The organism is Aeromonas sp. 604443 (assembly GCF_049170315.1).
Taxonomy (GTDB): Bacteria; Pseudomonadota; Gammaproteobacteria; order Enterobacterales; family Aeromonadaceae; genus Aeromonas; species Aeromonas veronii_A.
The window spans coordinates 98747-121749 of sequence record NZ_JAAKMI010000005.1 but is presented as its reverse complement, the minus strand read 5'-3'; the positions used below and the strand labels follow the sequence as shown (position 1 = coordinate 121749).

The 23003-nt window shown below is 58.1% G+C and carries 18 protein-coding genes; 6 read left to right on the top strand and 12 right to left on the bottom strand.

Annotation, left to right across the window (positions count from 1 at the left end; genetic code table 11):
- Window positions 1-4: 4 nt before the first annotated feature.
- The 9 genes from G5380_RS09525 to mscM all read right to left on the bottom strand — a co-directional run bounded on the left by G5380_RS09525 (window position 5) and on the right by mscM (window position 11271).
- Window positions 5-472 carry a YjiG family protein gene (locus G5380_RS09525; RefSeq protein WP_005335063.1) on the bottom strand — a complete coding sequence of 156 codons (468 nt, stop codon included), beginning with the start codon at window positions 470-472 and terminating at the stop codon, window positions 5-7.
- Window positions 469-1197, bottom strand: a complete 729-nt coding sequence (locus G5380_RS09520; RefSeq protein ID WP_005335061.1) for a nucleoside recognition domain-containing protein — start codon at window positions 1195-1197, stop codon at window positions 469-471. The genes G5380_RS09525 and G5380_RS09520 overlap by 4 nt, the downstream gene beginning before the upstream one ends.
- A gap of 251 nt (window positions 1198-1448) precedes the next feature.
- Window positions 1449-1805 (bottom strand): fumarate reductase subunit FrdD, encoded by a 357-nt coding sequence (gene frdD / locus G5380_RS09515; RefSeq protein WP_005335059.1) that lies wholly within the window; start codon window positions 1803-1805, stop codon window positions 1449-1451.
- Window positions 1806-1815: 10 nt separating this feature from the next.
- Window positions 1816-2214: a hypothetical protein gene (locus G5380_RS09510; RefSeq protein ID WP_005335058.1), complete on the bottom strand. Its 399-nt coding sequence runs from the start codon at window positions 2212-2214 to the stop codon at window positions 1816-1818.
- 16 nt (window positions 2215-2230) lie between these two features.
- The gene (locus tag G5380_RS09505) at window positions 2231-2965 is read right to left on the bottom strand and encodes a succinate dehydrogenase/fumarate reductase iron-sulfur subunit (protein WP_005335057.1); all 735 of its coding nucleotides are present in this window, start codon (window positions 2963-2965) and stop codon (window positions 2231-2233) included.
- Window positions 2958-4742, bottom strand: a complete 1785-nt coding sequence (gene frdA, locus G5380_RS09500; protein ID WP_047437968.1) for a fumarate reductase (quinol) flavoprotein subunit — start codon at window positions 4740-4742, stop codon at window positions 2958-2960. The genes G5380_RS09505 and frdA overlap by 8 nt, the downstream gene beginning before the upstream one ends.
- Before the next feature lie 509 nt (window positions 4743-5251).
- Window positions 5252-7129 carry a methyl-accepting chemotaxis protein gene (locus G5380_RS09495; RefSeq protein WP_421208790.1) on the bottom strand — a complete coding sequence of 626 codons (1878 nt, stop codon included), beginning with the start codon at window positions 7127-7129 and terminating at the stop codon, window positions 5252-5254.
- Window positions 7130-7287: 158 nt separating this feature from the next.
- A complete protein-coding gene (locus G5380_RS09490) occupies window positions 7288-7965 on the bottom strand; it encodes a glycerophosphodiester phosphodiesterase (RefSeq protein WP_421208789.1) in 678 nt (225 codons plus the stop codon).
- Window positions 7966-7989: 24 nt separating this feature from the next.
- A complete protein-coding gene (gene mscM / locus G5380_RS09485) occupies window positions 7990-11271 on the bottom strand; it encodes a miniconductance mechanosensitive channel MscM (protein WP_421352688.1) in 3282 nt (1093 codons plus the stop codon).
- Between the two features lie 155 nt (window positions 11272-11426).
- Here mscM and G5380_RS09480 point away from each other — a divergent pair, with 155 nt between their 5' ends.
- Window positions 11427-12764: an MATE family efflux transporter gene (locus tag G5380_RS09480; RefSeq protein ID WP_421352687.1), complete on the top strand. Its 1338-nt coding sequence runs from the start codon at window positions 11427-11429 to the stop codon at window positions 12762-12764.
- An 88-nt stretch (window positions 12765-12852) separates the two neighbouring features.
- On the opposite strand, the gene G5380_RS09475 is transcribed toward G5380_RS09480, so the two are convergent.
- Window positions 12853-13674: a peptidoglycan DD-metalloendopeptidase family protein gene (locus G5380_RS09475; RefSeq protein WP_421352686.1), complete on the bottom strand. Its 822-nt coding sequence runs from the start codon at window positions 13672-13674 to the stop codon at window positions 12853-12855.
- A 302-nt stretch (window positions 13675-13976) separates the two neighbouring features.
- On the opposite strand from G5380_RS09475, the gene G5380_RS09470 reads away from it, so the two are divergent.
- A complete protein-coding gene (locus tag G5380_RS09470) occupies window positions 13977-14756 on the top strand; it encodes a BPSS1780 family membrane protein (RefSeq protein ID WP_005362278.1) in 780 nt (259 codons plus the stop codon).
- Between the two features lie 66 nt (window positions 14757-14822).
- Here the strand turns inward: G5380_RS09470 and G5380_RS09465 are convergent, their stop codons facing one another.
- Window positions 14823-15722, bottom strand: a complete 900-nt coding sequence (locus G5380_RS09465) for a LysR family transcriptional regulator (RefSeq protein ID WP_167573451.1) — start codon at window positions 15720-15722, stop codon at window positions 14823-14825.
- Between the two features lie 126 nt (window positions 15723-15848).
- Here G5380_RS09465 and G5380_RS09460 point away from each other — a divergent pair, with 126 nt between their 5' ends.
- The 4 genes from G5380_RS09460 (at window position 15849) to oxyR (ending at window position 20295) form a co-directional block, all read left to right on the top strand.
- Window positions 15849-16709 (top strand): Vmh family MBL fold metallo-hydrolase, encoded by an 861-nt coding sequence (locus G5380_RS09460; protein ID WP_026035063.1) that lies wholly within the window; start codon window positions 15849-15851, stop codon window positions 16707-16709.
- A 73-nt stretch (window positions 16710-16782) separates the two neighbouring features.
- Window positions 16783-17427, top strand: coding sequence for a DsbA family protein (locus G5380_RS09455; RefSeq protein WP_216953053.1), 645 nt, complete (start codon window positions 16783-16785; stop codon window positions 17425-17427).
- A gap of 171 nt (window positions 17428-17598) precedes the next feature.
- Window positions 17599-19239 carry a methyl-accepting chemotaxis protein gene (locus G5380_RS09450; RefSeq protein ID WP_216953054.1) on the top strand — a complete coding sequence of 547 codons (1641 nt, stop codon included), beginning with the start codon at window positions 17599-17601 and terminating at the stop codon, window positions 19237-19239.
- 156 nt (window positions 19240-19395) lie between these two features.
- Window positions 19396-20295 carry a DNA-binding transcriptional regulator OxyR gene (oxyR, locus tag G5380_RS09445; protein WP_257687017.1) on the top strand — a complete coding sequence of 300 codons (900 nt, stop codon included), beginning with the start codon at window positions 19396-19398 and terminating at the stop codon, window positions 20293-20295.
- A 49-nt stretch (window positions 20296-20344) separates the two neighbouring features.
- On the opposite strand, the gene G5380_RS09440 is transcribed toward oxyR, so the two are convergent.
- Window positions 20345-22816 (bottom strand): penicillin-binding protein 1A, encoded by a 2472-nt coding sequence (locus tag G5380_RS09440; protein ID WP_257687016.1) that lies wholly within the window; start codon window positions 22814-22816, stop codon window positions 20345-20347.
- Window positions 22817-23003 lie beyond the last annotated feature (187 nt).

Sequence of the window (23003 nt, the reverse complement as noted above, 5' to 3'; positions counted from 1 at the left end):
CGGGTCAGAGAAGGATGTTCATCACCAGCATGGCGCCGAAGGCGTTGAGTACCGAGATGGCGACCATGATGGGGATGTAACGCCCTTCGGTACCGATGCAGCCGAGGATGCGGCCCATGTACTGCACCTGGGAGCCCATCAGGTAGATGGCTGGCGCCAGAATGGCGATGTGGGTGCCGTTGAGGATCCCCTGATCGAACAGGGTGATGACCACACCGACTGCACCGCCCATCGACATCCAGGCGCCGATCAGCACGGCTGCCGCCTCACCGGGCAACCCGAAGATGGCCATGACGGGGGAGAAAATGGCGCCCATGGCATCCAGCGCGCCGGTGATCTGCAGCGCCTTGATGATGACGAAGGCCATCAGTACGTTGGGAACGGTGGAGGTGGTGGCGATGACCCAGCCCTTCTTGGCCCCTTCGACGAAGATATCGGTGACGATGGGTTTCTTGATGTTGGCCTGGCTCATTTGGCTTGCTCCTGAGTGTTGAGGGTCTGCTGGGTGTTGTTATCGGTCTGCTTGCCTTCGCTCATATTGAGGTAGACCCGAAACAGGTTGGCCCCGACAAATTTGAAGGCGAACATCACGATGACAGCCAGACCGATGGAGGAGCTGACCGCCGGGCTGCCATCTGCCAGTGTCAGGGTGAACAGCACGGCGCCGGAGGAGAAGAAGTTGACGATGGTGGCACCAGCGGAGAACTGGAACATGGTGAACACGTCGGTTTCACGCTTGGTGATGAGCCCTTCATCCTTGAGCTGACGGGTCATGGCGGCGCCGGCATCGGTACTCTGCAGGGAGGCGATAAGTGCGAGGCCGGTATTGCCCGGGATCCCCATCAGCGGGCGCAGCAGCGGGGTCAGCAACTTGCGGGCCGCTTCCAGCGCGCCGTAGTGCTCCAGCACATTGATCATACCGAGAGCAAACATCACGGTGGGGATCAGGGTCAGGGCGAACAGAAAGCCGTCTCTCGCCCCGTTGCCCCCCTTGCCGCGCATGTCGGTCATGGCGGTCTTGATGCCGTCACCATTCTCGCTGACGCTCTGGACCATGGTGCCGAACGAGCCGTTCAGCGTGGTGAAATCGAATACCCCGTACCACTCGCCGGATTGCAACAGTCCGGAGAAGAAGACCACGGCGAAGGCCAGTGCCAGGTAACTGCCTATGCTCACCGAGCGTGTTTTGTCTGTCATTAGCTAGCTCCATATGAATAATTATTTAATCTGAATAATTATAATTGATATGGATGTCACTAAATTGATGGTGGTCAAAATGGTTTGCTACAAATGACGAATGTATTGGTGTTATGTGACTGTGATCGCCATATGATTGGACGATAATCTGGTTTTTATCGAATTGTTTGAGTGAATAAAAAGCAGGGGCGGGATAGCGGGGCAAAAAAAACCGGGCACAAGGCCCGGTTTGGTCAATCAGTCAGATGTGATTACTGGAGTACCAGCACCATCAGCAAGCCGACGCTAATGGCAGATACCAGGAAGGCAAAGCCATAGAACACATAGTGGTGCAGCTTGGTGGTGTGGATCCCCAGATCGTGCAGACCGTGGTAGATACGGTGCATGCCGTGCCAGACTGGCAGAGCGATGATCACCAGCAGGATGCAGGCACCCCACCAGGAGCTGGCGAACGCGTGCACGCGGTCATAGCTCATGGTTTCCACGTCCATGATGCCCATGGGCACCAGCAGACCGGTGATGAGGACAATGACCGGCAGCAGCATGGCAACGACCATGCCACCCGCACCAAACAGACCCCAGTAAATTGGTTCGTCAGAACGTCTCATTGTTTTCTCCTCAGGCCACGATGATCAGGACAAGCAGGGACACCACCGCCAGCGCCACATACTGGGCGAGAACGATCGGCTTCTCCGGTACCAGGTCTTCACCACGGAAGATACGCATGGCTTTCGGCGCCAGGGCGAACCAGGTTTTGGCATGGAACAGGCACGCCGCCAGAGCGACGACATGGAACAGGATGGCGATCGGGCTTTGCAGGGATTCCAGCCAGCCGTTGAACGCTTCCTGACCCTGAACCAGGCGCATCAGGCCCCACATCAGCACAACGGCGTAGATGGAGACGAAGATACTGGTGCCTTCACGGATCATGTAACCGGTGTAGAAGGCGTTCTTCAGCCACCAGTCTTTCTTCATTTCGCGGACGTAAGGTTTACGTTTGCTATCAGTGTTGTTCATGGTCTCAATCCTGCTCTCAATCTGGCTTGAACATGGCGATCATGTAGTCCTTGGCGCTTTCGACCTTGCCAAGCTGGATGGCCGCCGCCGGATCGACGCCTTTCGGGCACACTTCGGAGCAGTAGCCCACGAAGGTACAGCCCCAGACGCCTTCGTCCTGGCTGATGATGCGCATACGTTCTTTGGCGCCGGCATCACGGTTGTCGACGTTGTAGCGATAGGCCAGAGCCAGTGCCGCCGGACCGGTGAACTTCTTGTTGATGCCGTACTGCGGGCAGGCCGCGTAGCAGAGACCACAGTTGATGCACTGGGAGAACTGCTTGTACTGCGCCATCTGGGCCGGAGTCTGGATGTACTCGCCATCACACAGGCTGCGCGGCTCGCTCGGGATGATGTACGGCTTGATGCTCTCCAGCTTCTCGATGAAGTCGGACATGTCGACCACCAGATCGCGCTCGATCGGGAAGTTGTTGAGCGGCTCGACGGTCATCTTGCCCGGCAGATAGTCGCGCAGGAACGCCTTGCAACCCAGCTTGGGCACACCGTTGACCATCATGCCGCAGGAGCCACAGATCGCCATCCGGCAGGACCAGCGGAAGCTCAGGGTAGAGTCCAGGTGATCCTTGATGTACTGCAGGGCGTCCAGCAGAGACATCTCTCTCTGGTATGGCACCTGAAAGGTTTGCATCCAGGGCTCGTTATCCTGTTCCGGACGGTAGCGCAGGATCTCAATTTCAATCATCTCAGCCATTCTTCTTAGCCTCGTCTTGTTTCTCACCCTCGGAGCCGTACACGCGTTTTGCCGGCTGGGACTTAGTGATCTTCACATCGGAGTAATCGATGGAGGGCGTTTCGCCATTTTTGTAGAACGAGAGCGTGTGCTTGAGGAAGTTCACGTCATCGCGCTCTTCGTAACCATCCAGACGCTGGTGTGAACCGCGGGACTCTTTACGATTGATGGCGGAGTGCGCCATGGCTTCAGCCACGTCCAGCATGTAGCCCAGTTCGATGGCGTACAGCAGATCGGTGTTAAAGACAGAGGACTTGTCGTTGATCTTGACCTTCTTGTAACGGGCTTTCAGCTCGTTGATCTTGTCGATGGTGCCCTGCATCAGCTCTTCGGTACGGTAGATACCGACACCGGCTTCCATGGACATGCCCAGCTCGTTGCGGATATCGGCCGGGTTTTCGGTACCGTCTATGTCCATCAGGGAGAGGTGCTGCTTGATGAGCGCCTCGGCCTTGGCGGCCAGCGCTTCGGTATTGCCATGCTTCTGAGTCTTGGCAAACTCACCTGCCTGCTCACCGGCCAGCTTGCCGAATACCACGATCTCGGACAGGGAGTTGGAACCCAGACGGTTGGCACCGTGCAGACCGACGGAGGCACATTCGCCCGCGGCGTAGAGGCCGGGCAGACGGGTGGCACACTTGTTGTCAGTCTCGATACCACCCATGGTGTAGTGGGCAGTCGGACGTACCGGGATAGGCTCTTTGGCCGGATCCACGTTGACGTAGGCTTTGGCCAGTTCGCAGATGAACGGCAGACGCTCTTTCAGGTACTTCTCGCCAAGGTGACGTAGGTCGAGGTGAACCACATCGCCCATCGGGCCCTGAATGACGCGACCTTTCTGCTGCTCTTGCCAGAATGCCTGGGAAACACGGTCGCGCGGACCCAGCTCCATGTATTTGCTCTTCGGCTGGCCGATCGGGGTTTCCGGGCCCAAGCCGTAGTCTTGCAGGTAGCGGTAGCCATCCTTGTTCAGCAGAACGCCACCCTCACCACGACAACCTTCGGTCATCAGGATACCGGTGCCCGGCAGACCGGTCGGGTGATACTGGACGAACTCCATATCACGCAGCGGTACGCCGTGACGGTAGGCCAGTGCCATGCCGTCGCCGGTGACGATGCCACCGTTGGTGTTGTAGCGATAGACACGGCCAGCGCCGCCGGTTGCCACGATCACGGATTTGGCCTGGATGAAGCGGGTGATACCGTTCTGGATGTCGAAGGTCAGTACGCCCTGAACGCGGCCGTCGTCCACGATCAGATCAAGGCAGAAATGCTCGTCGAAGCGCTTGATGCTCGGGTATTTGACGGAGGTCTGGAACAGGGTGTGCAGAATATGGAAACCTGACTTGTCTGCGGCGAACCAGGTACGCGGAACCTTCATGCCACCAAACGGACGCACGTTGGCTTTGCCATCCGGCTTGCGGCTCCAGGGGCAACCCCAGTGCTCCAGCTGGATCATCTCTTTGGTTGCGTTGTTGACGAAGTATTCCACTACGTCCTGCTCGCACAGCCAGTCACCACCGGAGACGGTGTCGTTGAAGTGGTTTTCGAGGGAGTCGTCATCACGGACGACACCGGCGGCGCCGCCTTCGGCAGCAACCGTGTGGCTGCGCATCGGGTAAACCTTGGAAATCAGGGCGATGTCCAGGTCTGGCTGTGATTCGGCTATAGCGATAGCGGCGCGTAAGCCGGTACCGCCAGCACCGATGATGGCCACATCGGTCTTGATAATATCCACATCTGCCTCCTTAGGGATAGATTTACTGGGCACGATTTTGCTCTATGAAAAAAATTCAGGCTTGATGCAAGTCAAACTGCTAGGTTTTATTCCCTTTTTATTGGTTATTTTTCTATAAAACACCCAAATCCCTGGATGAAAATGTCGTTATTATCGTCATTTTTTGGTGTTACTGAGCAGTTGAACACCTAGCTACGAGCATTTTAACTTCTGGATTGTACGTAGTTTTCTTTCAATAAAATGCGAATCACCTCTCTTTTTAGGTACTCGCGAAAAAAATTTTAAGTTTTTTATTGTAATTTTTTAATGAGAATTATTGGCATTTATCTATTCGGATAGAAATAGGTAATCCGAAATGCTGCGGTGACCACGGCGGTGATCTGATAATTCCAGACGAATTACAAGGATTTCAAGGCGGGGTATTTGGCGGGTAATGTGAGATTACTCACTGAAAATTAAGCGCTATTTAGAAAAATAAAAGGGGCCTGTACGGCCCCTTTTGCTCATGCTCAAATGCGGAACATGCCGACCTGATTGCTCAGTTCACCCGAAATATTTTTAAGTTGTTCAGAGAGATGGCGTGAGCTGTCTGCATCTACTGCCAGTTCGTCCGAGACATCTTTCACCGCCTGAATGTTGCGGCTTACCTCGTCGGTGACGGCCCGCTGCTCTTCAGCGGCGCTGGAGATCTGGGTCGCCATGTCGGAGATCTGGTTGATCGAGGTGGTGATCTGCTCCAGCGCGTGGGTGGCGTTGTTGGCGTCATCCACGCTGTTCTGGGCCAGCAGCTGGCCTTCGTGCATGGTGCTGACCGCTCCCTGGGTATTGCGTTGCAGGGTTTCGATCATATTGCGGATCTCGACGGTGGAGCTGTGGGTACGCTGTGACAGGACGCGCACCTCGTCGGCTACCACCGCAAAGCCGCGGCCCTGTTCACCGGCACGTGCCGCTTCGATGGCGGCGTTGAGTGCCAGCAGGTTGGTCTGCTCGGCGATGCCCTGAATGGTGGAGAGGATGGTGTTGATCTCCTGAGCGTTTTTCTCCAGTTCCTGAATGATGTTGGAGGCCTGTTCCACCTGGGTGGCCAGATCGGTGATGGAGCGCTGGTTGCGGGCGATCACCTGCTTGCCATGCTCGCAACTGCTGGTGGAGCTGCGGGCCGCTTCGGCGGTCTGCTCCGCGTTGCTGGCAACCTCGACTGCGGTGGCCGACATCTCGTGTACCGCAGTGGCGATCTGGGAGATCTCGTTTTGCTGGCGTGCCAGACCCTGATTGGCCTTCTCCGCCATGCTGTGGGACGACTTGGCCTGCTGGTTGAGCTGGCCGGAGGAGTTGGAGATATCCTGCACCATCACATGGATCCGCTCGATGAAGGTGTTGACGTGTTTGGCAACCGCGCCTACTTCATCCTCACGTTCAATCTTGATGCGGCGGGTCAGATCACCGTTGCCGCGTGAGAGATCGGCAATCGCTTCGCCCAGGGTTTTCAGGGGGGCCAGCGAGCCGTTGATGGCGACATAGGAGAAGCCAGCCACGATCAGTATGGTGATAAGCCCCTGGATGAGGGAGGAGGTGACCATGCTGCGCACCGACTGATAGGCGGTTTCCTCATCCACCATCATGCCGTAATACCAGTTGGTATTGGGGATTGCGTTGAAGTCAAAGACCTCTTTCTTGCCACTGATCACCAGCTCGTTGATCATGCCGTCATGGGCGATCTGGTTGATGTAAGAAGCAGTCAATTCAGGGGCCAGTGCGGTGGCAGACTTGAGACTCAACGAGGCATCCGGGTGGGCGATGATGGTGCCATTACTGTCTACCAGAATGGCGTAGGTGCCCTCGGTGGTGACTGCCAGAATATCCGAGATAAGGGCGCTGATGGATACGTCACCGGCGATGACGCCCTGAGTGTTGCCGCGCTGGAACGGCTCGGCAATGGTGACAATCAGTTGTCCGGTAGAGATATCCGCATAAGGGGCAGTAATGACCAGTTTGCCAGCTGCCATTGCATCCTTGTACCAGGGGCGTTGACGGGGGTCATAACCGGCAGGGAGGTTGGTGGGCTTGCTCTGGATCATCTTGCCATCGGCAGTACCGGCATAGACCAGGTCGAATCCACCTGCATTCATGGATTGGGCCAGATGGCTGATGGGTTCATCCTCTTTGGTGAAAGCCTCCTTGGTGGTGCTGACGATGGCGATACGGGAGTCAACCCAGCGGGAGATCCCCTTGACGTTGGCCATGGAGCTTTCGTCGATGATATTCCAGACCAGCCGCTGGGTTTCGCTGCGCAGTTGCGAGGTGTTGTACCAGACCTGTATCCCGGTGATCACCAGAATGATGACCCCGATAGCCAGGACCAGCTTGTTTTTAATCGATAAGTTCATAGTTACATCCTTGTGAGCGTCAGTCTGAGTGTGTGGAAACTGGTTATTGTTATGTGCCTGTTCTTATCGGCTGAAGTTGAACTCTTTGTATCCCGATCAGCTATTTAAAGTTAGTGCCTAAATCAGAGCTTATCCATATGTGTATCCTTGTCAGGTGGCTACAGGAAACGATCTGGACGATTGGTGAAGATTCCATCGACCCCCATGCTGGCTAGTTTTTCATAATCTTCATGATAATCAACGGTATAAACTAGAACCCTTAATCCGCGTTGATGTGCATCTTCCACCAGTATCCGGTCGACAAAATCCACGTCGCAGTTAAGTGACCAGGCCCCCAGCTCATCAGCAAACAGCGCCAGGTTGAGTGGCAGATTGGCGGTCAGGGCGCCGAGGCGGATATCGGGCCGCAAGGCGGCAAATCGGGCCAGCTCCGGGTGATGGAAGGACGAAACCACCCACTGCTCTGGGGTAAAACCAAGCTTGGCCTCTGCCCTTCGGGTCAGGGATGCCACTGCGTCAGCGGTATCGGCACCCTTGAGCTCGATATGCAGCTCGCAGCGTCCGGCGATAATCTCCATCACTTGCCACAGGGTCGGTATCACCTCTCCCTCACCGGCATCGAGTTGCTCCAGATAGGCTCGTGATTGTTCAGTCAGCACCCCCTTGCCGTTGGTACAACGCTCCAGCCTCCGATCGTGAAATACCCATAACTCGTCATCTGCTGCCTGTACATCCAGTTCGATGGCACTGACTCCCAGCGTCAGTGCTTTTGCCATCGCCTTGAGGGTGTTTTCCGGTGCCAGACCGCTGGCACCACGGTGGGCAATAATTTGCATGTTCTGCTCCTTGTACCTCGGGGATCAGCCGCGGCTCAGGTGAATGTCGATCTGTTGATGGGGCAGGGGAAGTCCCTGCTGCTGCATCTTCTCCAGCACCAGCGAGTGAACCTCGTGAGTGATGGGCATCCGGTGATCCATGTTGTTGACGTAGAGGCGGATCTCGTAGATCAGCGCCGAGTCGGTGAATTCGATCAGGAATACTTCCGGACTGGGGGTCTCCAGTACCAGAGTAGAGGCATGGATCGCCTCCTCAAGAATACGTTGCACCAGTTTCGGATCACGGGTCAGACCGATCCGGATCCGCAGTTTGACCCGGGTTATCGCATCGGAGAGCGACCAGTTGATGAACTGCTCGGTGATAAAGGCCTTGTTGGGCACGATGATCTCCTTGCGATCCCAATCCACTATGGTGGTCGCCCGGGTTTTGATCTTGGTTACGGTGCCGGTGAGATCGCGAATAGTAACAGTGTCACCGAGCCGGATTGGTTTCTCGAACAGGATGATGAGGCCGGAAACAAAGTTGGCGAAGATCTCCTGCAGGCCGAAACCCAGCCCTACCGAGAGGGCGGCTACTAGCCACTGGGTCTTCGACCAGTCGATACCGAGCATGGAGAAACCGGTGAGGGCGCCAACGAGGATCACCAGATACTTGCTGATCGTGGTGAGTGCAAAGCCGGTACCCGGGGAGAGGCTGAGGTGCTGCAGCAGGGTCAGCTCCATCAGCCCCGGCAGGTTGCGGGCTGTCACCACGGTCAGAATGAAGACGAAGGCGGTCAGCATCAGATCCTGCAAGGTGATGGCCGAGAGCTGCTCGATGCCGCCAATCTTGCTGCTCACCTGCCACACCTCGATATTGCTGAGGAAGCTGAAGGCGGAGTTGAGATCCGACCATTGCACCACCACCAGCATGGTGAAGCCCAGCATCAGCAGGGTGCGCACCAGTCCCAGCGACTGGGCGCTGATGGTATCGAGATCCAGCTCAGTCTCTTCCACCACGTCCGGGGTCTCGGAGCTGAGCTCGTCATGCCCCTCTTCCCGGCCGCGCTGGGCCAGGATCTCAGCCCGCTTGCTCTTGGCGCGCTCGAAGGCTAGGCGGCGGCGCTGGATCAGCATCCAGCGTCTGGCTAGATAGTAGACCAGCAGGCAACCCAGCCCCATCAGCAGGCTAAGCTCCAGCTGGCGCAGCAGGGTGCGCGAGGTATAGAAGTAGCCAAACAGGGCGCCGATCACCGCCAGCAGCGGCGCCAGCATCAGGCTGTTCCAGATGAAGTGGTGCAGCAGATGGGGCTTGGTCATATCGGTCTGGCCCCAGGTGAGTGGCAGCCGCTCCCGGTTGAGGCGGGCAAAGAAGAGCAGCAGCCAGAGTGCACCGATCATGAAGGCCATCCGGCCGAGGGAGTCGTAGAAGGCGTGCTCCTGATAGCTGTTGGCCATCCCCTGCACAAAGAAACTCGGGATCAGCACCAGCAGCAGGGTGCGAAACTGCCCCCATACCTTTTGCACCTGTTCCCGGGGCCAGCGGAAGTGGTGGATCAAAATCCCCCGCTCCAGCGTCAGATGGCGGGCCATCACCAGCGCCAGCAGCAGAAACCAGATCTCGCCAAGACCGCGCGCCACCGCCACCGCAAACGGGTATTGCCAGGCCCCTTCGAGCAGGCCGCGCACCATCAGTACCATGGCGGGCAAGGGGAGGGCGGCAAGCAGGGAGCGCAGCAGCAAGCGGCTGGTGAGGCTGAATTTGTCCTGAGTTACCTTGCCGATCCGCGGCGCAATATGGTCGCAATAGAGGCTCAGGTGACGGGCCAGCTTGAACCAGCTCCAGGCCAGCACCAGCAGCCCAATACCGGCCAGCGTGAGGCTCAGCGGGCTGTTTTCGACGATGGCGTAGGGCAGTTGCAACCAGTTGTCCGGGTTGAAGGCCAGGGTCAGCGCGGCAGGAATACCGAGCATCACCTGTGGGGTAAAGGGGCGCACATCCGGCATCCAGAACAGGTGGCTGGCGCTTATTTCGCGGATCTCGTCGATCTTGCTGTTCTGGCGGCTGTAGAGCAGCTTGAGACGGGTCTGCTCCTGAATGAGGGTATCGGAGGCGTCGTTGAGCCGGGTCAGCAGCTGGCGCCGGGCCTTGAGCAGGTTGTCGAGCACAGCTTGCTGCGGCCGATCCAGCGTCACATCCTCTTCGGCCATCAGCTTGTCGCGCAGCTGGCGGGTATCCTTGAGCCCATCCTGCTCGCTCTCGTACTGGTACTTGGCCATGCGGGCGCTGACGATGGCGGACTCCAGCTTGTCGAGGGGGAACTGGGGAGGAAGATCGGAGAGTTTGCTGCGCAGGTTCTCGCCGTAGGCATTACTGATCTGCAGCCACTCCAGCTGTTCGCGTACCGAGTTGACCAGCTCATTCAGTTCAAACAAATTCTTGTCGACGCTGCGCTGCTCGTCCTGCACCCGCTCAATTTGATCTTCCAGTGTGCCGAGCTGGATGGAGAGCGCCTGATTCTGCTGTTGCTGCTCCAGCAGCAGCGGCATGTCGGTGGTGAGTTGTTTGCGCAGCCTTTCGCTCTCCTCCAGCGCCTGCTCGGTCTTCTCCCGCCGCAGCTGGTTCTGCTGGGTCAGCAGGCTGGCTTGCCACTCATCCTCGTCGGCGATGGCCAGATTGAGCTCCTGCAGTTTCAGCTTGCCGAGATCGTTGCGCTGCTGGGCAGAGAGCTGCTCCAGCTCCAGCATCTGGATCCGGTCGGAGAGGCTCTGCTCTTTCATTCTGGTCAGCAGCAGCTGTGCCTCCTGCTGGCGATCCGATTCGCTGCTGAAGCTCAGTCGCTCCAGCTGGCTGCGGGTCAGTTGCAGCTGTTTGCGCAGATCATCCACCCGCAGGTGATACTCCTGACCGGTGCTCTCCAGCTGGTTGAGGCTATCCATCACCCCCTGCCGCTCCTTGCGCAGGTTGAGCTGGCGGTTGCTGCTCAGGCCTATGGCCTGGCGCAGCGCCTCCTCCTTGAGGCTCGCCAGCGGCGGGCGAGCGGCGGGCTGATAGTTGTGCAGGCTCTCCTTGAGCCGTGCCGACTCCTTGGGGTAATCGATAAGGATCTGCTGATAGGCTTTGCTCTGCTCTCGGTAACGCTCGGCCTCTCTGGCAAATTGCAGCGCCTGCTGGTAGCTCTCCCGCAGCTTCTGGTTTTCCGGGGTATCGCTCTTGGGCACGCTCTGCAACAGGGATTCGGCCTGGGCAATGGCATCGTCGGCGCGCACGGTTGGCGGCAACAAGAGAAGGGAGAGCAGCAAGAAGGTGAGCAGGCGTTGCAACATGAGGCTCGTTTCCGTTCAGAAGAGGTGGCCCTAGCCTAAAACAGGGCAGGGAGGCGGGTAAAGCAGTCTATATTAATGATTCATAACACAAATAACAGGAAGTCGTGCTGCCGTTTCGCTATGATCCCGGCCGCTTTCTCTCCACCGAGTCGAATATGTCAGCTGTTGATCTGGGCACAGCCCCGCTATCTCGCCTTTTCTGGCGTTACGTAACCCCGACCGTGGCGGCCATGCTGATCACCGGCATCTATGTCACCATCGATGGCATCTTCGTTGGCCATGTGCTGGGTCAGGATGGCATGGCCGGTCTGATGCTGGCTTATCCCATCTGCGCCGTGCTTTATGCGGTGGGGGCGCTGATCGGCATGGGGGCCTCGTCGCTGGTCTCCTTCTATCTGGGGCAGGGCAACCCGGCCAAAGCCCGCCATATCGTCGGCAATGCCCTGGTGATGGTGTTGCTGGCCTCGGCACTGCTCAGTTTTATCGGGATCCGTTATGGCGAGCCCATGTTGGCCTGGATGGGAGCGGAGGGGGAGATCTTCACCGCCGGGCTCTCCTACCTGCAGGCCTACGCCTGGCTGGGCGTCTTTGCGGTGCTGTCGATGGCGTTCAGCTCGCTGCTGCGCAACGATGGCCGCCCCGGGTTTGTCACCCTCATCATGGTGGTCGGGGGCCTGCTCAACGTGCTGCTCGACTATCTGCTGATGGTAGTGTTTCCGTTCGGACTGGCCGGGGTGGCGACCGCCACCATGCTCTCTCAGGCAGTGACGGGCCTCGCTTGCCTGTGGCACTTCTTCACGCCGCGCAGCCAGCTGCGGATAAGTTGGGACACCTTGCGCCCTGATCTACGGCTGATGGGCGAGACGGTGCGCCTCGGGATCTCCAGTTTTCTGATGTACCTCTATCTCTCGGTAGTGCTGGCGCTGCACAACAAGGCGTTGCTGGCGGTTGGCACTTCGCTGCATGTGGCCGCCTACGGGGTGATCAGTTACACCGAGGCCTTCTTCTATCTGGTGTTTGAGGGGATCGCCATGGGTATCCAGCCCATCGCCAGCTTCAACGCGGGTGCCGGTCACTGGCAGCGGGTGCTGCGGATCCGCAATCTGGCACTCGGAGTGACGTTGGGGATCGCCCTGTGCGCCATGTTCCCGCTTTATCTGTGGCCGGAGGCGGCGGTCTATCTGTTTGCCGGCGACAACGCCACCTTGCTGCCGGTGGCGAGCCTCGGGATCTGGCTCTACTTCTGGGGGCTGCCGATGGAGGGTTTGCTGCTGGTGGGGGCCACTTACTTCCAGGCCATCAATCGGGCCCGCATCGCCTCCCTGCTCACCGGTGGCAAGCTGGTGCTGATCGGCGGTTTCTTGTGGGGATTCTCGACCCTGTGGGGCGTGCCCGGGGTCTGGCTGGCATTGCCAACGTGCAGTTCATTGCTGGTGTTGGTGATGTGGCGGGCGATGCGTCGGGAGTCCGGCGCCCACGCGCTGGCCGGATAGGTAATCAGGTTCGACGTGCAGATAGCAGACAGGCAGCCATGGGCTGCCTGTTTTGTTAGAGGATGTTTTGTTAACGGGCTCTGCCGATTCAGGGCTTGAAGGCACCGATAAAGATGGCGGGATCGACCCGGGTGTCGTTTAGGCTGACGTTCCAGTGCATATGGGGGCCGGTGGCGCGACCGGTCGAACCGACTCGCCCGACGATGCCCCCCCGCGGCAGGCTCTGACCGAGCTTCACATCGATCTTCGACATGTGGCAGAACATGCTGATGAGCCCCTGACCGTGGTCGACAAAGACGGTATTGCCATTGAAGAAGTAGTTGCCGATCAGGATCACCTTGCCTGCGGCGGGGGACTTGATCGGAGTGCCGGCACCGACAGCGAAGTCGAGGCCGGAGTGGGGATTGCGCTCCTCGCCATTGAAGAAACGACGCAGGCCAAACGGGCTGGAGAGGGGTCCGTTGACCGGCTTGTCGAACAGCAGGTTGCTCGGCTGGTTGGGGCTGAAGGTCTGGTAAGCCCGGGTCTGCTCCGCCAGCTCGCGGTTGATACGGGTCATATCCTCGGCGAGCGGATTGACCTGACGGCTGTTCTTAAGCTTGATGTGCTGCTCGCGGTAGTGCTTGGGGGTCACGGTGAAGCCGAGAGTACGGCCATCACCTGTGGTCAGTTGTTGGGCCCCAAGCGGGTTTTTGAGAGAGATGCCGACGATGGCGATCCACTGGTTGTCTTCGCGCACTACCAGCACGGGTTTGTCATGATAGCGGGCCGTGGGGGCAGTGGGTGACGCGCCAAGAGGGATCACCGCAACGCCACCCGGCACCGGATGATTGAGCAGGCGACTGATAAAACCCTCGGCCAGGGCCGACTGGCTGGCCAGTAACAACAACAGACAACACACAACTCTCATGACGATACCACTCGATGTTAAAGCGCCCGGGATGGCGGGATGACAACCCCCTGTCCGGCATTCGTCGATCACTAAAGGGTGATCACGGCACGCTGGCCACGACAGGCGCGGCTGGGGAAGGGGGCAGATTGTGCCTCGTTATGGTCGGGGCAGCCAGAGGCGGGGCGTGGCTGACGCCCCTTTTGTGCATAGCTGCGTCAGGTTTTATGTCGTGGTCGGGCCGCTTCGCCATTGAGTCGCCCCCGCCCTGGCTCTAGAATCGGCTTCCGGCACTGATGCCACCGACACTCCGAGGAGACGATATGAACGGATTACCCCCTTTGCGCACCACTCCGGCCCGGTACACGACAGGTCGTGGCTGGCTCTGGGTTCGCAGCGGGTTCGATATCTTCAACAAGGGTATGGGGATCAGCGTGGCCATGGTGTTGGTCTGGTTTATGGTGGGCATGCTGCTGGAGCAACTGCCGGCGGGTGGCCTTATCTCCCAGCTGCTCTACATGGTGTGGGGCGCGGGTTGGGTGGCGGTCGCCGCTCGGGGTTATCGGGGGGAGCCGCTGCAGTTTGCCGATCTCTTCGCCGGTTTTCGCCACAAGCTGACCCCGCTGATGCTAGGCGGTCTGCTGGTGTTGCTGCTGTTCAGCCTGGTGGGCCTCGTCTGTCTCGGTCTGCTCTCCATGTGGGGGCTGCTCCCGCTGCTGACGCAGGATCCCGAGAGCATGGTGGTCTCAGCCAGCCAGTTGCAACAACTGCTGCTGGTATTGCTGGTGGGTATGCTGCTTATCATTCCCGTGCTGATGGGGGTCACCTTTGCTCCGGCGCTGATCTACCACCACGATATCGGCATCATCCAGGCGGTACGGCTGAGCTTCTTCGGCTGCTGGCGCAATATGTGGCCCTTCTTCTGGTGGGGACTGCTCTCAGCCATGTTGTTGCTGTTTGGCGCTGTGCTGTTACTGGTAGGTCTGCTGGTGGTGATCCCGGCGCTCAACTACTCCATCTATGTGGCTTATCGGGATATTTTCCTCGACGAGAGTGCGCAGCCGGAAGCGCCGCACTCAGAACCATTCGGATTTGAAGCCTGATCAAGGGATCAGAGTGAAGAAGGGGCCCGCAGCGGCCCCTTCGTTATGTTTGGGTGTGCGGAGTGCTTACTCCTGCCAGATGGGATCCGCCGCCATGCGGGCCAGCAGAAAATCGAGGAAGCTGCGCAGCAGTGGCGACATCTGCTTGCGGGTGGCATACACCCCGTAGACCCCGAGGCGCTTGGGTTGCCAGTCGGTCAGCAGGGGCACCAGTTCCCCACGCTCCAGATAGGGTTGTGCCGAGTAGCGGGGTTGCAGGCTGATCCCGGCACCTTCAAGCGTTGCTTCCAGAAGCAGGTTGGAGATATTGGCGCTCAGGTTACCGCTGACCGGCACTGACTCGGGACCGTCCGGTCCATTGAACTCCCACAGGCTCTTGCCAAAGTAGGTGTAGGTGAGGCAGTTGTGCAGCGCCAAATCCTGCACCTTGTGTGGCATTGGATGACGGGCCAGATAGGCCGGGCTGGCACAGACTACCGAGTGGCAGGTGCCGAGACGACGCGCCACCAGATTGGGGTCGAGGTCGTTGGTGATGCGCACCGCCAGATCGATCCGCTCCTCCACCAGATTGACGGTTCTGTCGAGCAGCAGAATGTCGATGGCCGTCCCCGGGTATTGCGCCAGATAGTCGTTAGCAGCCCCGACCAGCAAGGCTTCCGACAGGGAGTAGCTGCTGGTGATCCGCAGTTGTCCCTTGGGGGCGTCATCCCCCTTCACGGCGATCTGCTCCATCTCTTCGCCGAGCGCCAGCATGGCGCGGGCCCGGTTCAGCGCTTCCTCTCCCGGTCCGGTCAGACTCAGACGACGGGTGGTGCGGTGCAGCAGGCGGGCGCCCATCCAGCTCTCCAGCTCGGCCAGATAGCGCGACACCATGGCGCGCGACATATCCAGTTTCTCTCCGGCGCCGCTCAGGCTCCCCTGTTCGACTACGCTGACAAAGACCTGCAATGCGGTCAGTCGATCCATGTATGGCTCTCTATATGTTCGATATGTGCAACAGTGATGCGCTTTTTATGCTGTATTTGCACCTTAATTGATCCAATACACTGTGTCCATCAAATGAACCCCCGAATACTTAATGAGGAATAGATGATGAACAACACCCTGATCCGCAACTTGACTCTGGCGACCACCCTGTTGAGTGGCGCCGCACTGGCCGCCCCCCTGAGCGTGACCGTCTACAACCCTGGCGAGAAGGCGATCTTCCCGGTCTCCTCCTCACTGGTGACCGGTGACAAAGAGGCCATCCTGATCGATGCCCAGTTCGACGTGCAAAATGGTCAGGCGCTGGTCGACATGATCAAGAAGAGCGGCAAGAAGCTGACCACTGTCTATATCAGTGCCGGTGACCCCGACTTCTACTTCGGTCTGGAGCCGGTCATGGCGGCGTTCCCGGATGTCAAAGTGCTGGCCGACCAGCATGTGGTTGACCATATCAACAAGACCAAGGATGCCAAGCTGAGCTACTGGAGCCCGATCCTCGGCAAGGGTGCACCGAAGAGCCTGACCGTGCCGCAAGTGATGACCGCCAGCCACCTGACGCTGGATGGCGAGAAGATTGAAATCAAAGAGATGAATACCCCGAATGCCTACCTCTGGGCCCCTTCCATCAAGACTGCTTTTGGTGGTGTGCCGGTCTACCACGGGGTGCATGTCTGGATGGCCGACAGCCAGACCAAAGCGGCTCGCAGCAACTGGGTCAAGGCGCTGGATAACCTGCTGGCCCTGAAACCCGAGCGTGTGGTACCGGGCCACTTCCTGGGCACTGCTCCCAAAGGCACTGCTGCTGTGACCTTTACCCGTGACTATGTAGAGCGTTTCGAACAGGAGCTGGCCAAGGCGAAAAACTCCGGTGAGCTGATTGAGGCTCTGAAGAAAGCCTATCCGGCACTGCCGGTTGACGATGGTCTGGCCATCGGTGCCAAGGTCAATACCGGCGAGATGAAGTGGTAAGCCACTGAGCCTGCTTTCCCTGTGTTTTTACCGGGCCTAAGGGCCCGGTTTTTTATCCGAGATTGAAGTGAGAATGAAGATGAGCGAACAACAAACCACCCTCCATTATGTCTATGACCCGCTCTGTGGCTGGTGCTACGGTGCCGCCCCCCTGTTGCAGGCGGCAGCCACCATTGCTGGGCTCAAGATCGAGCTGCATGCGGGCGGTCTCTGGCTGGGTAGTCGCCGTCAGCCTATGGGCGAGGCATTGCGTGATTATGTGCGCCCCCATGATCAGCGGATCGAGGCGCTGACCGGCCAGCATTTTGGCGAGCGCTACTTTAACGAACTGCTGCTGCGCGAAGGGTGTCTGCTGGACTCCGAGCCGCCGATCCGTGCGGTTTTGGCCGTCACGGCCTTGGGGGGGGATGGGTTGGCCATGTTGCACCGGATCCAGCAATCCCACTATCGGGACGGGATCTGGATTGGTGAGCCGGCATTTCTCGCCACGCTGGCGGCAGAGCAGGGGGTCAGTGAAGACGCGTTCCAGCAAGCCTATCTGCAGGCCCCATTGCTGCAACATCTGGCAGATAGCCAGGGCTGGATGAAACGGCTGGGTGGTCAGGGTTATCCCACCCTTGGGCTGATGCACAAGGGGCGGGTCACGCCTGTACGGGTTGCCGATTTTCTGGGGGAGCCGGATGCTCTGAGCACGCATCTGCTGGCTCTAATGACATGATGGCTGTTATTTGAACACGAGACCGCTTCAGGAAAGGTGTCCAGGGCCGATAGGCAAACAATCACAGAAACGGTATGAAATCCTTCTGTTTTCCGGGTGCAGGCTATGCTCTATATGACCATTCCCGGTGGATGTTGCGGGAGTGAAGACTCATTTCAAGGAAGCCCTTATATGTTCAAAAACATGTCCATCGGCCAGAAACTGAGTGCCGGATTTGCCATCCTGGCCTTGTTGGTACTGGGCTTGGCCTGGTTTTCAATCAGCCAGCTGGCAAAGCTCTATGGTGATACCGAAACCATCACGGGTAATTTACTGCCTTCTACTCGTCTGGCGAGCCAGATGCATGTTGCCGTGCTGGATGCGCGTCGTTCAGAGTTGGCCCAGGTCATCGGTGGCCTGAACAAGGATGAGCAAGAGGTAAGCGATCGCACCCTGACCTTCAATAAGGCCAAGCAGGAATTTGAGCAAGCAGCCCAAAAATATGGTGCTTTACCTTTCACTACTGGTGAAGAGAAGCAGGTTTATGAGCAGGTGGTTGCGGCGGGGGCCAAGTATTTTTCGGTACATGACCAGCTGTTAAATGCCTTTGCTGCTGGCGATCTGGATAAAGTCAGAAGTCTGCGCAAAAACGAGACTCGTGCCGCATTGGAAGAGGTTGGTGCCAAGTCTTATCGTTTGCGGGAGATCAATAACGAGATTGCCGATGAGATGGTGAAAGACATTGCGGCCATGTATAGCAATGCCAGAACCATGAGCATTATTGTCAGCCTGGTGACGCTGGCTTTTGTGGTGGTGATTGCCTGGCTGTTGACCGCCCAGATCCGCAATCCGGTGATGGCCCTGCTGGAGCAGACCCGCCGTGTCTCCTCCGGTGATCTTACCTCCCGCATCGATATGCAACAGTTCAACAATGATGAACTGGGGACTCTTGCCAAAGGGTTTGGCGAGATGCAGACCAATTTGCGTACCCTGGTCAGTGAAGTCTCGGGCTCAGTGGTGCAACTGAGTTCGGCCACCGAAGAGATGAGCTCGGTAGCAAGGCAGTCAGCGGCCAACATGAGTGCCCAGCAGCATGAACTTAATCAGCTGGCAACCGCGATGAACGAGATGCAGGCTACGGTTCAGGAGGTTTCTCGCAACACCAGCGATGCCGCCAGTGCCGCCACCTCGGCCAGCGAAACAGCAGAGATTGGGGCCAAGACTGTTAATGACTCTATTTTGCGCATCGAGCGGGTGGCGGGGGCCATCGAGAGCACTGCAGTGGTGATCCGCCAACTGGGCGATGATAGCCGCAATATCGGCATGGTGCTGGAGGTGATCCGCGGCATTGCCGAACAGACCAACCTGCTGGCATTGAACGCGGCGATTGAAGCGGCCCGGGCCGGTGAGCAGGGACGGGGTTTTGCGGTGGTGGCTGATGAGGTGCGTACTCTGGCCAAACGAACCCAGGACTCCACCTCCCAGATCAATACCATCATTGCCGAGTTGCAGCAGCGTGCCGAACAGGCGGGCAGTACCATGCAACAGAGTCAGGAGCTGATGAACACCACGGTAGCTACCGCGCGGGAAGCGGGCGAGTCTATCTCCCAGATCAGTGGCTCGGTCAGCAGCATCTCCCACATGAACATCCAGATTGCAACGGCCACCGAAGAGCAGGGCGCGGTGAGCGAGGAGCTCAACCGTAACGTGGTCAATATCAGTCATGCTTCCGAAGAGGTGGCCGCCGGTGCCACCCAGATGGCTCAGGCGTGCAACGAGTTGAACCACCTGGCTACCCAACTGCAGGATATGGTGCGCCGTTTCAGGGTGTAATCCATCGGCGAGTCAAACAGCCTGATTACCGCGAGGTGATCGGGCTTTTCTGTTTTGGAGGGGCAGCCAGAGAGGCTCACTGCAAGTGGATGACTTGTCCCGCCGGACGATATTGTGCATGCTGATGGCCCATTTTCCAGGCAGGACTCTTGCTGTATGAATCTTCGCGATCTCGAATATCTGGTGGCGCTGGATGAGGAAAAACATTTTCGCAAAGCCGCTGAACGCTGCTTTGTCAGTCAACCCACCCTGAGCGGCCAGCTGCGCAAGCTGGAAGATGAACTCGGGGTCATTCTGATCGAACGTACCTCGCGCAAGGTGCTGTTTACTCCGGCTGGCGATGCCATGGCCCATCAGGCGCGTCGGGTGCTCAAGGAGGTGCGCGAGCTCAAGAGCATCGGTCAGCACTTCTCCGAGCCGATGTCAGGGGAGATCCATATCGGTTTTATTCCGACCGTGGGCCCCTACCTGTTGCCCCGCATTATCCAGACCCTGCGTGAGCGTTTTCCCCAGCTGGAGTTCTATCTCTATGAGGAGCAGACCCAAACCCTGCTCAAACGGCTGGAAGAGGGGGAGCTGGATTGCGTCATTCTGGCCGAGATGCCTGGGATGGAGGGGTTTGGTTCAATCCAGCTCTATCATGAGCCGATGTGGTTGGCGGTGCCTTGCCATCACCCCGAAGCACAGGCCAGACAAGTGCCACTCGGCAATCTCAAGGGCAAGAAATTGCTGATGCTGGCCGATGGCCACTGTTTGCGGGATCAGGCGATGGGCTTCTGTTTCGCTGGCGGGATAGGTGAGGATCAACGCTTCAAGGGGACTAGTCTCGAGACGCTGCGCAACATGGTGGCCGCCGGTAGCGGCATGACCCTGGTGCCAAAGCTGGCCGTACCCGCCGATCATGATGAGGGAGGGGTGAGCTATCGTCCTGTGGTTGACCCTGTGCCGGGTCGTACCATCTCGCTGCTCTATCGCCACTACTCGGTACGTCGCCCCTGTTTCAACGAGCTGGCCGCCTCGATCTCCACGCTGATGAGCAAGCAGTTGGCCCAATAAAAAAACCGGCAGCCAAGGCTGCCGGTTTTGTTGCTGCCGCGAGAGCAGCTTAGAAGATATCGTCGGTAGAGACAGGCCCTTCCACATCGGGGTTGTCGCCACCGTAGACCTGATTGCCGTCCGAACTGGGCGCGGCGTAACGGGTCGGCTCGGTCCCTTCCTTGAAGTATTCGTCGGTTCCGCCACTGGTCGCCAGCAGTCCGGTTTCGCTGTCAATCTTCACCGTCATGATCCCTTCGGGAACCGGCATCTTGTGCTCCGGCTGCTTTTTGAGGGCGACTTTCATGAAGTCGATCCAGATAGGCTGTGCAGCGCCACCACCAAACTCGGCACGGCCAAGGCCACGCTGGTGGTTGTCAAAACCGATCCAGGAAGTAGCTACGATGTCCGGGGTATAGCCGGAGAACCAGGCATCCCGCGATTCGTTGGTGGTACCGGTTTTGCCGGAGATATCGTGACGTTTCAGGTCACGGGCTGCACGCCAGCCGGTACCACGCCAGCCGTTGCCACCCCAGATGGCTGTGCTCAAGGTGTCGGTGATCAGGAACGCGCTCTGGGCACTGATGGTATGCGGGGCGATGGTTGGCGCGAGAGGGGTCTGCGTGCCATCTTGTGCTGCGCCATCAACAGTTGGCTCCGGCAGTGTGCTCTGCTCGGACGCCGTCTGCTGTTCGCAATTGTTGCAGGCAATGGCAGGATTGGCCTGATAGAGGGTGTTCTCCAGGCTGTCGGTGACTTTGTCGATGAAGTATGGGGTCACCAGGAAGCCACCGTTGGCCAGTACCGAGTAACCACGCACCACCTCGAGGGGGGTAAATTCGGCTGCGCCCAGCGCCAGTGACTCATGGGGCGAGATGAAGTCGCGGGGGAAGCCAAAGCGTGTCAGACCGTCGATATAGGTATCCAGACCGATGGCGCGCATCAGTCGAACCGACATCACGTTCTTGGACTTGGCCAAACCCAGACGCAGCGGGGTGGGGCCATCATAAACGGCCGGGGAGTTCTTGGGCTGCCACATGGGCCCTTTTGACGGATCCCACTGGTTGATTGGCGCATCGTTGATGAGCGACGCCAGGGTATAGCCGTGCTCCAGCGCGGTCGCATAGAGGAAAGGCTTGATATTTGAACCGATCTGGCGACGCGCCTGATCGACCCGGTTGAATTTGGATAGTTCGAAGCTGAAGCCGCCAACTACTGCTTCCAGCGCGCCATTTTTCGGGTTCATGGCAACCAGCGCGGCGTTGACGTCCGGGATTTGGGCCAGCAGCAACTCTTCGCCCTCTTCCCGCACCCAGATCTGGGCGCCGACTTTCAGTACATCGCGTGCCGATTTCGGGGCATAGCTTTGGCGGTCGTCGGTAATAAAGGAGCGAGCCCATTTAATGCCGTTCCAGCCCAGCTCTGCTTCCTTGCCATTTTTAAGTACCAGTGTGGCGCTACGGTCACCGAGCTTGGTAACTACGGCCGCCATCAGCGGATCATAAGTGGGTTGCTTGCCAAGGTGGGCCACGATCTGCTCGTAATCCCAAGCTGTTTCGCCTGCCTTCCACAACTGGGCCGTCGGGCCACGATAGCCGTGACGCATATCGTAGGCAAAGACGCCATCCAGCAGAGCCTGTCTGGCGGCCCTTTGGCGTTCGGCAGAGACGGTAGTGTAGACGTGCAGGCCCATGGTGTAGGCATCTTCACCAAACTGCTCTACCATCTTCTGGCGTACCATTTCACCCAGATAGGGAGCGTGCAGGGTCACTTCGGCGCCGTGAAAACGGGCCTTGATCGGCATTTTGGACGCTTCGTCAAACTGGGCCTGGGTGATCTTGCCGGTCTCCAGCATCCGACCAAGCACAACGTTGCGGCGCGCAAAGGCGCGCTCGGGGGATCGGATGGGGTTGAGCATGGAGGGGGCTTTGGGCAGACCTGCAATGATGGCGATCTCGTCCAGCCCCAGATCCTTAACCTCTTTACCAAAATAAACCTGAGCCGCAGCACCGATCCCGAAGGAGCGATAACCGAGAGGGATCTTGTTGAGGTACAGTTCGAGGATCTCGTCTTTTGAGAGATTCTGCTCGATCCGCCAGGCCAGGAAGACCTCCTTTATCTTGCGGATGATGGTTTTCTCATTGCTCAGGAAGAAGTTGCGTGCAACCTGCTGGGTAATGGTGCTGGCACCCTGACGGGCATGACCTGATACGGCCCAGACGGAGGCGGCGCGAATGATGCCGATGGGGTCAATGCCGGGGTGCTCGTAGAAGCGGGCATCTTCGGTTGCCAGTACGGCATCGATCATTGGTTGGGGGATTTCATCCAAGCGCAACGGAATGCGACGGATTTCACCATATTGGGCGATCAATTCCCCATCTCGGCTGTAGACCCTCATCGGGGTTGCCAGTTTGACATCACGCAGTGCGGTGACATCGGGCAGTTGGGGTTTGATATAGAAGTAGATACCGATGAGGCTGGCAACACCCAGCACAGCACCCAGCATCATGACAATAAACAGGCGAACGAGCCATTTCAGCATGGAAGAACTACCAATCGTCTTAAATTTAGCCAACGGGCGCAGAGTATAGCCCTTTTGCCATCTGGAATTCGAGGTTTTCCTGTGGCAAGTCACCCATCGACAGGATGCGAGAGGTTAGCACTACAGTGAGCAATAACCAAGGTGCCTCCCTTTATCTCAAGAAAGCGAGGTGGGTCACTTTTCGGTA

What these genes read in the sequence shown, in the direction of transcription:
- G5380_RS09525 (WP_005335063.1), bottom strand. Translation starts at nt 472, where the DNA reads ATGAGCCAGGCCAACATCAAGAAACCCATCGTCACCGATATCTTCGTC.
- G5380_RS09520 (WP_005335061.1), bottom strand. Translation starts at nt 1,197, where the DNA reads ATGACAGACAAAACACGCTCGGTGAGCATAGGCAGTTACCTGGCACTG.
- frdD (WP_005335059.1), bottom strand. Translation starts at nt 1,805, where the DNA reads ATGAGACGTTCTGACGAACCAATTTACTGGGGTCTGTTTGGTGCGGGT.
- G5380_RS09510 (WP_005335058.1), bottom strand. Translation starts at nt 2,214, where the DNA reads ATGAACAACACTGATAGCAAACGTAAACCTTACGTCCGCGAAATGAAG.
- G5380_RS09505 (WP_005335057.1), bottom strand. Translation starts at nt 2,965, where the DNA reads ATGGCTGAGATGATTGAAATTGAGATCCTGCGCTACCGTCCGGAACAG.
- G5380_RS09495 (WP_421208790.1), bottom strand. Translation starts at nt 7,129, where the DNA reads ATGAACTTATCGATTAAAAACAAGCTGGTCCTGGCTATCGGGGTCATC.
- G5380_RS09490 (WP_421208789.1), bottom strand. Translation starts at nt 7,965, where the DNA reads ATGCAAATTATTGCCCACCGTGGTGCCAGCGGTCTGGCACCGGAAAAC.
- mscM (WP_421352688.1), bottom strand. Translation starts at nt 11,271, where the DNA reads ATGTTGCAACGCCTGCTCACCTTCTTGCTGCTCTCCCTTCTCTTGTTG.
- G5380_RS09480 (WP_421352687.1), top strand. Translation starts at nt 11,427, where the DNA reads ATGTCAGCTGTTGATCTGGGCACAGCCCCGCTATCTCGCCTTTTCTGG.
- G5380_RS09475 (WP_421352686.1), bottom strand. Translation starts at nt 13,674, where the DNA reads ATGAGAGTTGTGTGTTGTCTGTTGTTGTTACTGGCCAGCCAGTCGGCC.
- G5380_RS09470 (WP_005362278.1), top strand. Translation starts at nt 13,977, where the DNA reads ATGAACGGATTACCCCCTTTGCGCACCACTCCGGCCCGGTACACGACA.
- G5380_RS09465 (WP_167573451.1), bottom strand. Translation starts at nt 15,722, where the DNA reads ATGGATCGACTGACCGCATTGCAGGTCTTTGTCAGCGTAGTCGAACAG.
- G5380_RS09460 (WP_026035063.1), top strand. Translation starts at nt 15,849, where the DNA reads ATGAACAACACCCTGATCCGCAACTTGACTCTGGCGACCACCCTGTTG.
- G5380_RS09455 (WP_216953053.1), top strand. Translation starts at nt 16,783, where the DNA reads ATGAAGATGAGCGAACAACAAACCACCCTCCATTATGTCTATGACCCG.
- G5380_RS09450 (WP_216953054.1), top strand. Translation starts at nt 17,599, where the DNA reads ATGTTCAAAAACATGTCCATCGGCCAGAAACTGAGTGCCGGATTTGCC.
- oxyR (WP_257687017.1), top strand. Translation starts at nt 19,396, where the DNA reads ATGAATCTTCGCGATCTCGAATATCTGGTGGCGCTGGATGAGGAAAAA.
- G5380_RS09440 (WP_257687016.1), bottom strand. Translation starts at nt 22,816, where the DNA reads ATGCTGAAATGGCTCGTTCGCCTGTTTATTGTCATGATGCTGGGTGCT.